Origin of the sequence: Pseudomonas mosselii (genome assembly GCF_005796105.1) — a bacterium.
Taxonomy (GTDB): Bacteria; Pseudomonadota; Gammaproteobacteria; order Pseudomonadales; family Pseudomonadaceae; genus Aquipseudomonas; species Aquipseudomonas mosselii_C.
On sequence record NZ_VAUO01000019.1, the window covers coordinates 35,904 to 49,949 of the forward strand.

Below are 14,046 nucleotides of genomic sequence, written 5' to 3' on the forward strand. Positions count from 1 at the left end.
GATACAGGTCTAATATAGATGCCGCATCGAATAATCCAGGAATTGAATCGTGGAATTGCACCAGTTGCGTTGTTTCGTGGCCGTGGCCGAAGAGCTGCATTTCGGCCGTGCTGCCACCCGCCTGCACATGACCCAGCCGCCGCTGAGCCGGCAGATCCAATTGCTCGAACACGCCCTTGGGGTATTGCTGCTCGAACGCAACAACCGCCAGGCCCGCCTGACCCTGGCCGGCCAGGCGTTCCTGGAGGATGCCCGACGCATCCTGCAGATCAGCGAATCGGCGCGCCATGCCGCGCGGCGCATCGCGCATGGCGAGGCGGGCCGCCTGACCCTGGGTTTCACTGCGGTCGGCGCCTACAACATGATCCCGCGCCTGTTGGTGCATGCCGGCAAGACCCTGCCCGATATCGAGCTGGTGCTCAGCGAGCGGATCTCCAGCACACAGGTGCATGACCTCGAAGCCGGGCTGATCGACGTGGGGTTGGTGCGCCAGGTGCTGCCCAGCGCGCGGGTGGAATACCTGCCGGTGCACCGCGAGCCGTTCCTTGCGGCATTGCCCGCCGGTCACGTGCTGAGCGCCCGCGAACGGCTGCGGCCGGTGGACTTTCATGAACAGCCGTTCGTGATGTACAGCGCCAATGAAGGCCGCTACTTCCACGACCGTATCGCCAACCTGTTCGCCCGGCATCAGGTGCAACCGCGCTACCTGCATCAACTGGGGCAGACGCACTCGATTCTGGGGCTGGTGAATGTCGGGCTGGGTTGTGCGGTGGTGCCGGCTTCGGCGCAGGCGCTACACATGCAGCAGGTGGTGTTCAGGACGCTGGCCGGGACGGACCAGGAAGCGGAGATTTTCCTGGCATTTTGCCCAGACAACCCCAACCCGGTGCTGGGAGCGTTCGTCTCGATGGCACGGGCGTTCTTCGAGGCAGGATAAGCAATACACAGTCGTTGTAGGAGATCACCCAGCCCTTTGGGCTGCGCTGTCGCGCAGAGAACTGATTTCGCAAGCGCTCCGCGTACCCTGTGGGAGCGGCGGTTCGGCGCCCCGACTTGCCCGCGAAGCAGGCGACTCGGTGGATGGCACCGGCTTTGCCGGTGTTCGCGGGCAAGCCCGCTCCCACAGATTCCTTCTAAATCAACAAGTTATGTGTAGTTCTATGAGAGCGGCCTCGTGCCGCGAAAGGGCTGCGCAGCAGCCCCCGGCAATCTCGCATGATGCCAGGATCCTGGGGCTGCTGCGCAGCCCGCCGCGACACAAGGCCGCTCCTACAGGTCTGCTCAGCGCACCAGGCAAGGCTTCTTGTTATCGAACGTCCAACCCGGAATCAGGAACTGCATCGCCACGCTGTCATCGCGCGCGCCCAGCCCCATGTTGCGGTAGCACTCATGCGCCTTGGCCAGTTGGTCCTCATCCAGCTCGACCCCCAGCCCCGGCCGCTGCGGCACGCGCACGTGGCCGTCGACGATACGCAGCGGGTCGCGGGTCAGGCGCTGGCCGTCCTGCCAGATCCAGTGGGTGTCGATGGCGGTGATCTCGCCCGGCGCCGCAGCAGCCACCTGGGTGAACATCGCCAGCGAAATGTCGAAGTGGTTGTTCGAATGCGAACCCCAGGTCAAGCCCCAGTCGTTGCACATCTGCGCCACCCGCACCGACCCCTGCAAGGTCCAGAAGTGCGGGTCAGCCAGCGGGATGTCCACCGACTGCAACTGGATTGCATGGCCCATCTGCCGCCAGTCGGTGGCGATCATGTTGGTGGCAGTCGGCAGGCCGGTGGCACGGCGGAACTCGGCCATCACTTCACGCCCCGAATAGCCGTTCTCGGCGCCACATGGATCTTCGGCATAGGCCAGGACAGCATGCTTGTCGCGGCACAGGGCGATGGCCTCTTTCAGCGACCAGGCCCCATTGGGATCGAGGGTGATGCGCGCCTCGGGGAAGCGCTCGGCCAGCGCAGTCACCGCCTCCATTTCCTCTTCACCGCGCAGCACGCCGCCCTTGAGCTTGAAGTCGCTGAAGCCATAACGCTGCTTGGCCGCCTCGGCCAGGCGCACCACCGCCTCGGGGGTCAGGGCCTTTTCGTGGCGCAGGCGGAACCAGTCATCGTCCGCGTCCGCTTCATTGCGATAGGCCAGGTTGGTCTGCTGACGGTCGCCGATGTAGAACAGGTAACCGAGCATCTTCACCGCGTCGCGCTGCTGACCTTCGCCCAACAGCGCCGCCATGGGCACGTTCAGGTGCTGGCCGAGCAGGTCGAGCAGGGCCGATTCGATGGCGGTCACCGCGTGCACGGTGATGCGCAGGTCGAAGGTCTGCAGGCCACGCCCGGCCGAGTCGCGATTGGCGAAGGTCTGGCGCATGGCGTTGAGCACGCGCTGGTAGTGGCCGATCGGCTGGCCGACCACCAGGCTGCGGGCGTCTTCGAGGGTCTGGCGGATCTTTTCGCCGCCCGGCACCTCGCCAAGACCGGTGTTGCCGGCACTGTCGCGCAGCACCACGACGTTACGCGTGAAGTACGGGCCATGCGCTCCACTGAGGTTGAGCAGCATGCTGTCGTGGCCGGCCACCGGGATCACCCGCAGGTCGGTGACCACCGGGGTTGAGGCGTGAACGCTGGGGGTTGTCTGCATGTTCATGATTGTTGTCTCGCAGTCATCAGTGGGTCTGGCCCAAGGCCGAGGTGGCCTTGAGGTCGGAAGCAGGCGCGCTTTTGGGGCGGGTGCGCACGAAGAACACCGCGATTGCCGCCAGCACCGAGGTCACTGCCAGGCCGTACAGGCCGCCCTGGATCGAACCGGTCTGCTGTTCGAGCAAGCCGAAGGTGGTGGGGGCGACGAAACCGCCGAGGTTGCCGATGGAGTTGATCAACGCAATCACCGCAGCCGCGATGCGCGCATCCAGGTAGCCCTGCGGAATCGGCCAGAACAGCGACGAGGCCGACTTGAAGCCGATGGCAGCGAAGCACACGGCGACGAAGGCGAACACCGGCCCGCCCGTGGTGGACATGAACATGCCGATCGCCGCGACCACCAGCGCACCGGCCACCCAGGCCTGCTGGAATTTCCAGCGTGCCGAACCGGCCGCGAAGGCATACATGGCGATGATCGAGATCAGCCACGGGATCGAGTTGAAGAAGCCCACCTGCAAGTCGCTCAGGTCGCCCATGCGCTTGATGATGCTCGGCAGCCAGAAGGTGGCGGCGTAGATGGTCAGTTGAATGCAGAAGTAGATCAGGCAGAACAGCAGGATCTGGCGGTCCTTGAGCAGGCTCCAGGACGACACTTTGACCGCCCCCACCGCTTCGCGCTCACGCTGTTCGCGGTCGATGGTCGCGACCAGCGCGTCCTGCTCGGCCTGGGTCAGCCACTTGGCGTCCTGCGGCTTGGAGTCGAGCCAGAAGAACACGAAGAAGCACAGCACCACCGAGGCCATGCCTTCGACGAACAGCATCCACTGCCAGCCGTGCAGGCCCATGCCCTGGATCTGCATCAGCGCCCCGGCCAGCGGCCCGGAAATCAGCGAGGCCACGGCCGAACCGCTAAGGAAGATGGCGATTGCCTTGCCACGCTCAGCACCAGGCAGCCAGCGGGTGAAGTAGTAGATCACACCGGGGAAGAAGCCGGCCTCAGCAACGCCGAGCAGGAAGCGCAGCACATAGAACTGGGTTTCGTTCTGCACGAAAGCCATGGCGGTAGCCACCAAGCCCCAGGTGAACATGATGCGGGTCAGCCACAGACGCGCACCGACGCGCTGCAAGAGCATGTTCGAGGGCACTTCGAACAGCGCGTAACCGATGAAGAACAAGCCAGCGCCAAAACCGTAGGCGGCCGCGCTGATGCCCAGGTCGCTTTCCAGGTGCGGGCGCACGAAGCCGATATTGACGCGGTCGAGGTAGTTGACGATGAACATGATGACGAACAGCGGCAGGACATGCCGCTTGACCTTGGCCACCGCGCTGGCAAGCGCGTCGCCGTCGGTCCGGGTAGACGGATCGAGGGTGTCGTTCACAGGTGGATCTCCCACTAATTGTTTTTGTGCGGGTCGGTTGTCTGACAGGGCAGTGGGACAGAGCATAGGCTTGCCGAAGTTGTACGACAAGAGCATAAATGTCGGCTAAAAGACAAAATACAAGCTTATAAAACGCTAAAAATACGCGATATTCACGACAACAAGCAGACCAACATATCTAGCCGCATGGAAAAAACCGGCAAAAAAAACTTTTATGAACTAACTTGTCATACAAGTACAAATCGCAGAGAACCCGCATGACCGAGCCTACCCGCAAGCGCAGCCACAGCCGCGCGCACGATCTGGTCTCCAGCCTGACCCAGCAGATCTTGTTGGGCACCTTCCAGGCCGGTGATCGCCTGCCCTCGGAAAACACCTTGGTGCGCGAACATGGCGTGAGTCGCACCGTGGTCCGCGAGGCGCTGTCCAAGTTGCAGGCTTCGGGTTTGGTTGAGCCGCGCCACGGCATCGGCACTTTCGTGATCGAACGCCAGACCCAGGCCGGGCTGAGGGTGGGTGCTGAAAACGCGGCGAGCGTGCGCGAGTTGCTGGAGCTGCGTATCGGCCTGGAAGGCCAGGCGGCTGCGCTGGCGGCGGTACGTCGCAGCGACGATCACCTGGCACGCATGCGCCAGGCATTGGACGACTATCAGGACCTGGCCGCCGCAGGCGACAGCTGCATCGAAGCCGACCGGCGCTTTCACCTGCTAATCGCAGAGGCCACCGGTAATCTGTATTTCAGTGAAATGATGGGCCAGCTCGGCAACGGCCTGATCCCACGCAACCGCCTGGCCCTGGCCGAGCGCAGCGGCGCCAGGCTGGCCCGGCAGGCGTACCTGGCCAACCTGGAGCACGAGGCGATCCTCAACGCCATCCGTCGCCAGGACCCGGATGCCGCCCGCGCAGCGATCTGCCTGCACCTGTCGAACAGCCGCGACCGTTTGGTACCCGACTGAGCCCCCGCCAACACGCCCCCCTGTAGGAGCAGCCTTGTGTCGCGAAAGGGCCGCAAAGCGGCCCCAGGATTTGTGTGTCATGCAAGATCGAGGGGGCCGCTGCGCGGCCCTTTCGCGACACAAGGCCGCTCTCATAGAACTACACATAACTTTTTGATTTAGAAGGAATCTGTGGGAGCGGGCTTGCCCGCGAACACCGGCAAAGCCGGTGCCATACACCGAGTCGCCTGCTTCGCGGTGGTCCGGCACTCCGGCAAGCCCGCTCCCACAGGGTACGCGGAGCGCTTGCGAAATCAGTTCTCTGCGCGACAGCGCAGCCCAAAGGGCTGGGTGATCTCCTACAGGGCTCCGGCGTTCGTGAAAGACACGCAAATCCCCTGGCCGCACTGCCAGCAGACAGTCACGCCAACGCCCGATCCACCAGCACTTGCAAACGCCCCTGCGAACAACGCTCCACCCGCGCCTCGACGCCATACACCTCGGCCAGCAACCCAGGCACCAGCACCTGCTCCGGCGCCCCACTGGCGACCACCCTCCCCTTGCTCAGCACCACCAGCCAGTCAGCTTGGCTGGCCGCCAGGTTGATATCGTGCAAGACCGCCACCGCCAGCAACCGGTGGGCCAAGGCACGCTCGCGCACGGCATCCATCACCCGCAGTTGATAGTGCAGGTCCAGCGCGCTGGTGGGCTCGTCCAGCAGCAGCACCCGCGGATTACGCGCCAGCAACTGGGCCAATGCCACCAACTGGCGCTGCCCACCCGACAGGCTCCCCAACGGCTGCTCGGCCAAGTGCTCGATACCCAGCCGCCGCAGTGCCTCGAAGGCAACACCCAAGGGGTTGTCCACACCCGCCACGCGCAGCCCGACGATGATGCTTTCCAGCACGCCGAGGGCAAGGCCCGGCGGTAATTGCTGGGGCATGTAGGCCAGGCGCCGGGAGCGCTCGGCAAAGCCCAGCCGGGTGACATCCTCGCCATCCAGGGTCACGCTGCCGTGCATGCGCTCAAGCCCCGCCAACGCACGCAGCAAGGTCGACTTGCCAGCACCGTTGGGGCCCACCAGCGCCACCAGGCTGCCGGCCGGCAAGCTCGGCAGGCTCACCTCATGAATGATCCGCCGCTTGCCATAGGCCACCGACAGTCGCTCGATCAACAGGCTCACAGGTTTCTCCCCCGACGGAACACCAGCACCACGAACACCGGCACGCCGACCAACGCGGTGACGATTCCCACCGGTACGATCACCCCAGGCAGGATCAACTTGCTGGCAATCGACGACAACGACAGCAGCAACGCGCCGACCAAGGCGCTGGCCGGCAACAGGAAGCGCTGGTCCTCACCCACCAGCAGGCGCGCGATATGCGGACCAACCAGGCCGACGAAGCCAATGGTGCCGACAAACGCTACCGCCGTGGCCGACAGCAGGCTGATACGCAGCAGCGAAGCCAGGCGCAAGCGCCGGGTGTCCACGCCAAAACTGCGCGCCCGCTCCTCGCCCATGCGCAGCAAGGTCATCGCCGGCGCAGCGCGCAGCGAGAAAGGCAACAGCAACGCCAGCACGCAAGCCAGAATCGTCAGCTTGTTCCAATCTGCCCGGGCCAGGCTGCCCAAGGTCCAGAACACCAACTGTTGCAGCACATCCTCGGTGGCCAGCAGTTGCAACAACGACACTGCCGCGTTGCAACTGAACACCAGGGCGATGCCGAACAACACCAGGCTTTCCACACCTGCCCCGCGCAAACGCGCCATGGCCTGCAACAGCACCACCGACAGGCAGGCGAACGCAAACGCCATCACCGTCACCTGCACGCTTGGCGCCAGCCACGCCAAACCCAACGGATAGGCGATGGCCAACGACGCGCCCAGCGCCGCCGCCGACGACACCCCAAGGGTGAACGGGCTGGCAAGGGGATTGTCGAGGATCGCCTGCATCTCGGCGCCAGCCAGGGCCAGCGCAGCGCCCACCAGCACCGCCATCAGCGCATAGGGCAGGCGCACGTTCCAGATGATCACCCGCTCGGTAGCACTCAGCGCCGAGGGATCGAACACGCCATGCAGCAATTGGCCAAGCCCCATGCCCGAGGCACCGCTGGCCAGGTCGCCGAGCACCGACAGCAGCAACGCCGCCGCCAGCCCCATGACCAACAGCGCACGGCGCCACAGCAGGCGCCGGTAGCGCCAGGCAGCGACGGCGGCGCCGTCCTGAACCAGGGCGGTCACTGGGCGTCGACCCAGTACTGGCCATCCAGGCCAACGTTGAGCATCTGGTTGATCTGGACCATGGTCGCCTGCGGATCGAGGTCCTTGAAGCGCTCAGGATGTACCCAGCGCGCCATGGCTTCGATGGCCAGTATGTTGAACGGCGAATTGTAGAAGTCATGCCACAGGCCATGGGCCTGGCCAGCCTGGATCGGCCGCAGCGGCGCGAACTCTGGCCGCGCGGTGATTTTCGCCAGGCTCTGGCGCGCAGTGTCCTGCGACACGCCAGCCCCCAACAGCACGCCCGGTGCGCGGTTGCCGGTGGCGATGTACACGTCCGGATCGGCCTTGAGTACGTACTCCACGCTCACATCGCCCAACGCCCCCGGCACCACGTCGGCACCAATGTTATGCCCGCCCACTGCCGTCACCACACTGCCCAACCCGCTCTTGCCGGTGGTATGCCCCGGCGCCTGCCAGACACCCGCCAACAGTTCGAGGAAGACCTTCGGCCGCTGGCTATCGGGCAGCCCTGCCACCTGGTCGGTGACGCGCTTGAGGTGCTGGTCATACAGGCTCAGGTACTGCTCGGCCTGCTGCTCACGCCCGAGCAACTGGCCCAATGCGCGCATGCTCACCCGGGTGTTTTCGATTGGGTGCACACGGAAATCGATGAACAACACCGGCACCCCGGCCTTGGCCAGCAAGTCGGCCACCGGGCTGTGCTGGGTCGGGCCTTCACCGGCGATGCTGAAGATCGCCAGGTCCGGCTTGAGGGCCAGGATCTGCTCGGCGCTGACGCTCTGCTCGGAGGCCTGGCCGATCAGCGGCAACTGGCTGACCTGTGGATAACGCTTGGCGTAGACCGAGTAGGTGTGTGGGTCGAGCAGACGCATGTCGTTCTGCCAGCCAACCACGCGCTGGAACGGGTTGTCGCGGTCGAGCAGCGCCAGGGCGAAGAACAGCCGGCCCTCGCCGAGCACGATGCGCTGCGGGGCGTGGTCCATCTCGACCTTGCGCCCGAGCACATCGGTGACTTCGACGGCGCCAGCACTTGGCGCGAAGCCCAGCCAGGCGCCCAACAACAGCAAGGCAGCCAAGCGCCGCCAGGATCGGGTAATGGTGAACATGGGGGGTATCCTCTGGAAGAGAATTGGTCGCATTTGACCGCGGCATTTTAGTCAGCCGCCCTCCCCTGGCTGTGTGCGCAAATGTCACACGCCGGGCACAAACCATTACAAGCTTTCATCTTGCGCGCGCACGCACGGCGCAACGCCATGCGACCGCCAGGCCGCGCTGTCGGCCTCAGCCGAGCAGCGCCCTGAGCGCCCGACAATCGGCCGCATGCCAGTCGGTCAGCTCCGGCCAGGGGTTGTCCGGCAGGTTCACCAGTACGGTACGCGCACCAGCAGCCCGCCCGCAGTCGAGGTCGAAGCGGTAGTCGCCGACCATCACCATGTCACTCGGGCTCACCCCCCACGCCTGGGCGATTTGCAACAGCCCATCGGGGTTCGGTTTCGGCGCCGCTTCGTCGCGCCCGAGGACCTGCGCCTGCGCGAAGCAATCGGCCAGGCCGATGGCCTGCAGGGTGACGTGCGCCAGCTCGCGGGCATTGCGCGTCAGGATCGCCAGTTGGCAACCGCGCGCCGCCAGTTCGCGCACCAGTTCCACCGCCCCTACGGCCGCCTGCGAGGCAAGCGCCAAGTCGCGCTCATGCTCCAGCAGCCACGCATGCTTGGCCGCCGCCTCATCCACCGGCAACGCCGCCAGATGGGTGAGGATATCGTCCTCGGCGGGGATCCCCAGCGCACGGCGGATGGCGGCAAAATCATGCACGGCCACGGTCAGGGTGCCGTCCATGTCGAACACCCAATGACGTATTGCGGCCAGATTCATGCCCAGTCCTTGCGGTGGCGGATCAGCCCTTCCTGGGTCGACGAGGCGACCAACTGGCCGGCGCGATTGAAGATGCTGCCACGGCAGAAACCACGTGCGTTGCCGGCCCACGGGCTGTCGGTGGCATACAGCAGCCAGTCGTCGGCGCGCAGGTCGCGGTGGAACCACAGCGCGTGGTCGAGGCTGGCGACCTGCATGTCCTTCTGCCACACCGACTTGCCGTGCGGCAGCAGCGAGGTGGTCAGCAGGCCGAAGTCCGAGGCATAGGCCAGCAGGTACTTGTGCAGCGCCGGAATGTCCGCGAGGTTGCCGTCGGCGCGGAACCACACGTACTTGACCGGATCGCCCGGCTTGGGGTCGAACGGGTCACGTTCGGTCACCGGGCGGATTTCGATGGGCTTGGCGCACAGCACCTTGTCGCGGATGCGCTCGGGCAGCTTGTCGGCCATCGCGCGCGCCAGTTCCACTTCGCTGGGCAGGTTTTCCGGGCCCACCACCGCAGGCATCGGCACCTGATGCTCGTAGCCTTGTTCGTCGTACTGGAACGACGCGCTGCAAGTGAAGATCGGCTGGCCTTTCTGGATCGCCGTGACGCGCCGGGTGCTGAAACTGCCGCCATCACGCACGCGGTCCACCGAGTAGACCACCGGCATGCTCGCATCGCCCGGACGCAGGAAGTAGCCGTGCAGCGAATGTACGTGGCGGGCGTCTTCGACCGTCTGGCTGGCCGCCGACAGCGACTGGCCAAGCACCTGGCCGCCATACAACTGGCGGAAACCCAGGTCTTGGCTGCGGCCACGGAACAGGTTTTCCTCAATCGGTTCGAGGCTCAACAGGTCGACGAGGTCGTCCAGCACATGACTCATGAAAGCTTCTCCTGGCAAGGCAATACGCGCGGTGATGCCGGCAGATGATACAGGGTTTGTCAGCGTCGCCGTCCAGGGGCATACCGGTCATCCGCGCAGGGTGCTTTCCCAGCGTGGGCGGTCGATGCGGTACAGCACATGGCGGCGCAGGGGATGGCCTTGCGCTAGGTTGGGGTGCTCGAAGCTGCCCTCGACATCCTGCTGCATGCCGATGGCCTGCATGACCTTCTGCGAAGGCAAATTGCCTTCGGCGGTGAACGACACCACCTCCTCCAAGCGCAACTGGGCGAACGCACAACGCAGGCAGGTCCACGCCGCCTCGCTGGCAAAACCCAACCCCCAGTGGCGCCGGGCCAGGCGCCAGCCGATCTCCACTGCCGGTGCGAAGGGTGCGTCGAAGTTGACCTTGAGCAGCCCGGTCATGCCGATGAACGCCCCGCTGTCCTTGCGCTCCAGGGCCCACAGGCCGTAGCCGAATTCATTGAAATGGCCGCGGATACGGCCCATCAGCGCGGCAGTCTCCAGGCGCGTCATGGGCGCGGGGAAATAGCGCATCACCTGTGGGTCGGCGCACAGCGCGGCGAACTCGCGCAGGTCGTCGTCATGCCACTGACGCAGCACCAGGCGCGCACTTTCCAGGTGGAGGATCGGGGTCATCACGGGCTCCGAATGGGCGGTCTTCCAGTCTACAGCGTAGGCCCATGAAGGAAATTTCACCGTCGCGTGTCAGGCGCTGATGCTTTTTTCACATCGGTTTCACCGCCCTCCGACGGGCACCTGCCGAGAATGCCGGCAAACACAGCGGCCATACGTCGACGCCGCACTGCCATCGGAGTGACACATGTTTTCCAACACCCTGGACAACCTGGCCCGCCAGGCCCGCCCCCAGCGACGCCGCACTTCGCGCCGGATGCGCAGCGTCGCCCTTGGCGTGCTGATCGTGCTGGCCGCGTTGGCCGTCTGGCTAGCGACGAGGACTCACATCGTGGACCTTGGCAATGAACAACAGTTGAGCAAAAGCGGCCTGCTACAAGCCTGGAAGGACGGTGCCGTGCTGGTCATGATTCGGCATGCCGAACGCTGCGACAGCGCACCCGGGCCGTGCCTGGGCGACAAGAGCGGCATCACCGTGGCAGGCAGCGAAGCCGCCGCACGGGTGGGCCTGGGCTTGCAGCGCCTGGGGCTGGCCGAAACCGATGTATTCAGCAGCCCACGCCTGCGCACCCGGCAGACCGCGCACTTCTTGCTCGGCCAGGAGGCAGCGAGCCAGGACTGGCTGAAGACCTGTGATCCGCAGTTCGCCACCGAGGCCCTGGCGCACAAACGCCCTGGGCACAATCTGGTACTGGTGACCCACAACGGCTGCATCGACTTTTTCCAGCGCCAGCAGCGGGTGCCGGGGGGCGAGCGTGCCAGCGACTACGCCAGCGCGCTGTTCGTGTCGGTGGACGGCAACGGCAAGGCACGCATCCTCGGGCGCATGAACGAGCCGCAATGGCAACGGGTACTGGCATCGACCGCGCAATGATCCAAGCGATGCCACTGACTAAGCGGGCTCTTTCAGGAGCGGGCTTGCCCGGCGAACACCGGCGCAGCCGGTTCCATCCACCGCGTCGCTTGCTTCGTGGCTAAAGCCGCGTCCACAGGGGAAGACAGGCCCAGCACAGCTGGCATAATCGGCGCAGGCCCTCACCAAGACCTCGCCATGCCCCTGCCGCTGATCTACCACGACGACTACAGCCCCGAGTTCCCGCCCGACCACCGCTTCCCGATGGACAAGTTCCGTCTGCTGCGCGACTACCTGGTGGACAGCGGGCTAACCACCGACGCGGCGCTGCTGCGCCCCGAGATCTGTCCCAACGACATTCTCGCCCTGGCCCACGACCGCGACTACATCGAGCGCTACATGCACGGCGAACTGTCCCGCGAGGACCAGCGCCGGCTGGGCCTGCCCTGGAGCGAGGCGCTGGCCCGGCGCACGGTGCGCGCCGTCGGCGGCTCGCTGCTGAGCGCAGAAATGGCACTGCGCGATGGCATCGCCTGTCACCTGGCCGGCGGCACCCACCATGCCCATTACGATCACCCAGCCGGCTTCTGCATCTTCAACGACCTGGCGGTGATCAGCCGCTACCTGCTTGAAGCCGGTCGGGTGCAACGGGTACTGATCTTCGACTGCGACGTGCACCAAGGCGACGGCACCGCACGCATCCTGCACGACACGCCGGAGGCGATCACCGTATCGCTGCACTGCGAGCAGAACTTCCCGGCGCGCAAGGCGCAGAGCGACTGGGACATCCCCCTGCCCCGCGGCATGCATGACGCGGCCTACCTCAAGGTGGTCGAAGACGCGCTGAACTACCTGCTGCCGCTGTACCAGCCGGACCTGGTGCTTTACGACGCCGGCGTCGATGTACACAAGGACGATGCTCTCGGCTACCTGCAACTGACCGATGAGGGCCTGGCCGCCCGCGACGAGCATGTACTGCGCCAATGTCTGGGCCGGGACATCCCGGTGGTCGGCGTGATCGGTGGCGGCTACAGCAAGGACCGCGTGGCACTGGCCCGGCGCCACGGCATCCTGCACCACAGCGCCGCCAAGGTGCTCGGTTGTGCACAATGACTGTGGAACCGCCTGTGGATAACCTGCGGGAAAGCCGCTCCAGCCCTTTAACGGCCTGACCTGCAAGAACCTGGTTATTTTTTGCACAGTGTTTCCAGGTGCTGCGCTGGGGTAGAATGCGCGACCTTTTCCACAGCCTGCTGCCCACCATGACCGATTCCCGCTCCCCTGCTCGCCCTCCCGTTGCCGTGATCGGTGGCGGCCCCGCCGGTCTGATGGCAGCCGAGGCCCTGGCACAGCGCGGGGTGGCCGTGGAGGTATTCGACGCCATGCCATCGGTGGGCCGCAAGTTTCTGTTGGCCGGGGTCGGCGGCATGAACATCACTCACGCCGAGCCCTACCCCGCGTTCGTGGCCCGCTACGGCCAGCGCCAGGGCGAGATCCACGCGCTGTTGCAAGGCTTCGATGCCGACGCCCTGCGCCAGTGGATTCACGGCCTGGGCATCGAAACCTTCGTCGGCACCTCCGGTCGGGTATTCCCCCGCGACATGAAGGCCGCGCCACTGTTGCGCGCCTGGCTCAAGCGCCTGCGTGAGGCCGGCGTGGTTATCCACACCCGTCACCGCTGGCAGGGCTGGAACGCCGACGGGACCTTGCGGATCACTTATCCACAGGGCGAACAGCGCGTCGCGGCCAGCGCCGTGATCCTGGCCCTGGGCGGCGGCAGCTGGGCGCGCCTGGGCTCGGACGGCGCCTGGGTGCCACTGCTGGGCACGCAGGGTGTGGATATCTCGCCATTGCAGGCCAGTAACTGTGGCTTCGAGGTGCAAGGTTGGAGCACGCTGCTCAAGGACAAGTTTGCCGGCGCGCCAGTGAAGAACATTGCCCTGAGCGTGCCCGGCGCTACGCCGCGCAAGGGTGAATTCATCCTTACCACCCAAGGCGTGGAAGGCAGCTTGGTGTATGCCTGGTCGGCGGCGCTGCGCGAGGCGATCAACCGCGACGCACGCGCCACCCTGCTGCTCGACCTGTTGCCTGACCGGCCTGTGGACAACATCGTCCAAGCCCTGGCCAAGCCCCGGGGGTCACGCTCGATGGCCAAGCACCTGCAAGGCCAACTGGGCCTCGACGGCGTCAAGGCCGCGCTGCTGCGCGAATTGACCGACCCAGCGACGTTCGCCGACCCTGCGCGCCTGGCGGCCGCGATCAAGGCCCTGCCAATCGAGCTGGTGCGCGCACGGCCGTTGGACGAGGCGATCAGCAGTGCCGGTGGGGTGTGTTTCGAGGGGCTGGACGAGGGGTTGATGCTACGCGGGATGCCGGGGGTGTTCTGCGCCGGCGAGATGCTCGACTGGGAGGCGCCGACCGGGGGTTATCTGCTGACGGCGTGCTTTGCCAGCGGCTTGAAAGCTGGCCAAGCTGCGGCAGACTGGCTGACCCGCACCCGTTAGGATTCAGGCGTTGCATAGCCCTGTGGAAGCGGGCTTGCCGGAGTGCCGGAACACCGCGAAGCAGGCGACTCGGTGGATGGCACCGGCTGCGCCGGTGTTCGCGGCACAA

The 14,046-nt window shown here is 65.5% G+C and carries 13 protein-coding genes; 5 read left to right on the forward strand and 8 right to left on the reverse strand.

Annotated features, from left to right (window positions below):
* Positions 1–49: 49 nt before the first annotated feature.
* Positions 50–937, forward strand: coding sequence for a LysR substrate-binding domain-containing protein (locus FEM01_RS22565; protein ID WP_138221660.1), 888 nt, complete (start codon positions 50–52; stop codon positions 935–937).
* 344 nt (positions 938–1,281) lie between these two features.
* On the opposite strand, the gene gudD is transcribed toward FEM01_RS22565, so the two are convergent.
* Both gudD and FEM01_RS22575 read right to left on the reverse strand, forming a co-directional pair.
* Positions 1,282–2,637: a glucarate dehydratase gene (gene gudD, locus FEM01_RS22570; protein WP_138221661.1), complete on the reverse strand. Its 1,356-nt coding sequence runs from the start codon at positions 2,635–2,637 to the stop codon at positions 1,282–1,284.
* Between the two features lie 19 nt (positions 2,638–2,656).
* Positions 2,657–4,009, reverse strand: coding sequence for an MFS transporter (locus tag FEM01_RS22575; protein WP_138221662.1), 1,353 nt, complete (start codon positions 4,007–4,009; stop codon positions 2,657–2,659).
* Positions 4,010–4,266: 257 nt separating this feature from the next.
* On the opposite strand from FEM01_RS22575, the gene FEM01_RS22580 reads away from it, so the two are divergent.
* Positions 4,267–4,965 (forward strand): FadR/GntR family transcriptional regulator, encoded by a 699-nt coding sequence (locus FEM01_RS22580; protein WP_138221663.1) that lies wholly within the window; start codon positions 4,267–4,269, stop codon positions 4,963–4,965.
* 400 nt (positions 4,966–5,365) lie between these two features.
* Here FEM01_RS22580 and FEM01_RS22585 read toward each other — a convergent pair whose 3' ends face one another.
* The 6 genes from FEM01_RS22585 to FEM01_RS22610 form a co-directional block, all read right to left on the reverse strand.
* A complete protein-coding gene (locus FEM01_RS22585; protein WP_138221664.1) occupies positions 5,366–6,127 on the reverse strand; it encodes an ABC transporter ATP-binding protein in 762 nt (253 codons plus the stop codon).
* A complete protein-coding gene (locus FEM01_RS22590) occupies positions 6,124–7,185 on the reverse strand; it encodes a FecCD family ABC transporter permease (protein WP_138221665.1) in 1,062 nt (353 codons plus the stop codon). The genes FEM01_RS22585 and FEM01_RS22590 overlap by 4 nt, the downstream gene beginning before the upstream one ends.
* Positions 7,182–8,294 (reverse strand): ABC transporter substrate-binding protein, encoded by a 1,113-nt coding sequence (locus FEM01_RS22595; RefSeq protein ID WP_138221666.1) that lies wholly within the window; start codon positions 8,292–8,294, stop codon positions 7,182–7,184. Before FEM01_RS22595 ends, FEM01_RS22590 begins: the two co-directional genes overlap by 4 nt.
* A gap of 175 nt (positions 8,295–8,469) precedes the next feature.
* Positions 8,470–9,060, reverse strand: coding sequence for an HAD family hydrolase (locus tag FEM01_RS22600; protein ID WP_138221667.1), 591 nt, complete (start codon positions 9,058–9,060; stop codon positions 8,470–8,472).
* On the reverse strand, positions 9,057–9,926 hold the full coding sequence (tesB, locus tag FEM01_RS22605; RefSeq protein WP_138221668.1) for an acyl-CoA thioesterase II: 870 nt from the start codon (positions 9,924–9,926) through the stop codon (positions 9,057–9,059). Before tesB ends, FEM01_RS22600 begins: the two co-directional genes overlap by 4 nt.
* Positions 9,927–10,013: 87 nt before the next feature.
* On the reverse strand, positions 10,014–10,583 hold the full coding sequence (locus FEM01_RS22610; protein WP_138221669.1) for a GNAT family N-acetyltransferase: 570 nt from the start codon (positions 10,581–10,583) through the stop codon (positions 10,014–10,016).
* Between the two features lie 184 nt (positions 10,584–10,767).
* On the opposite strand from FEM01_RS22610, the gene FEM01_RS22615 reads away from it, so the two are divergent.
* The 3 genes from FEM01_RS22615 to FEM01_RS22625 all read left to right on the forward strand — a co-directional run bounded on the left by FEM01_RS22615 (position 10,768) and on the right by FEM01_RS22625 (position 13,937).
* Entirely contained in the window at positions 10,768–11,454 is a 687-nt protein-coding gene (locus FEM01_RS22615; RefSeq protein WP_138221670.1) for a histidine phosphatase family protein, read from the forward strand.
* A 177-nt stretch (positions 11,455–11,631) separates the two neighbouring features.
* A complete protein-coding gene (locus FEM01_RS22620) occupies positions 11,632–12,546 on the forward strand; it encodes a histone deacetylase family protein (protein ID WP_138221671.1) in 915 nt (304 codons plus the stop codon).
* 149 nt (positions 12,547–12,695) lie between these two features.
* Positions 12,696–13,937, forward strand: a complete 1,242-nt coding sequence (locus tag FEM01_RS22625) for a TIGR03862 family flavoprotein (RefSeq protein ID WP_240791785.1) — start codon at positions 12,696–12,698, stop codon at positions 13,935–13,937.
* The last annotated feature ends 109 nt before the right edge of the window (positions 13,938–14,046 follow it).

Coding starts and splice junctions, on each gene's coding strand:
- gudD (WP_138221661.1), bottom strand. CDS start 2,637: ATGAACATGCAGACAACCCCCAGCGTTCACGCCTCAACCCCGGTGGTC.
- FEM01_RS22580 (WP_138221663.1), top strand. CDS start 4,267: ATGACCGAGCCTACCCGCAAGCGCAGCCACAGCCGCGCGCACGATCTG.
- FEM01_RS22595 (WP_138221666.1), bottom strand. CDS start 8,294: ATGTTCACCATTACCCGATCCTGGCGGCGCTTGGCTGCCTTGCTGTTG.
- FEM01_RS22600 (WP_138221667.1), bottom strand. CDS start 9,060: ATGAATCTGGCCGCAATACGTCATTGGGTGTTCGACATGGACGGCACC.
- tesB (WP_138221668.1), bottom strand. CDS start 9,926: ATGAGTCATGTGCTGGACGACCTCGTCGACCTGTTGAGCCTCGAACCG.
- FEM01_RS22610 (WP_138221669.1), bottom strand. CDS start 10,583: ATGACCCCGATCCTCCACCTGGAAAGTGCGCGCCTGGTGCTGCGTCAG.
- FEM01_RS22615 (WP_138221670.1), top strand. CDS start 10,768: ATGTTTTCCAACACCCTGGACAACCTGGCCCGCCAGGCCCGCCCCCAG.
- FEM01_RS22620 (WP_138221671.1), top strand. CDS start 11,632: ATGCCCCTGCCGCTGATCTACCACGACGACTACAGCCCCGAGTTCCCG.
- FEM01_RS22625 (WP_240791785.1), top strand. CDS start 12,696: ATGACCGATTCCCGCTCCCCTGCTCGCCCTCCCGTTGCCGTGATCGGT.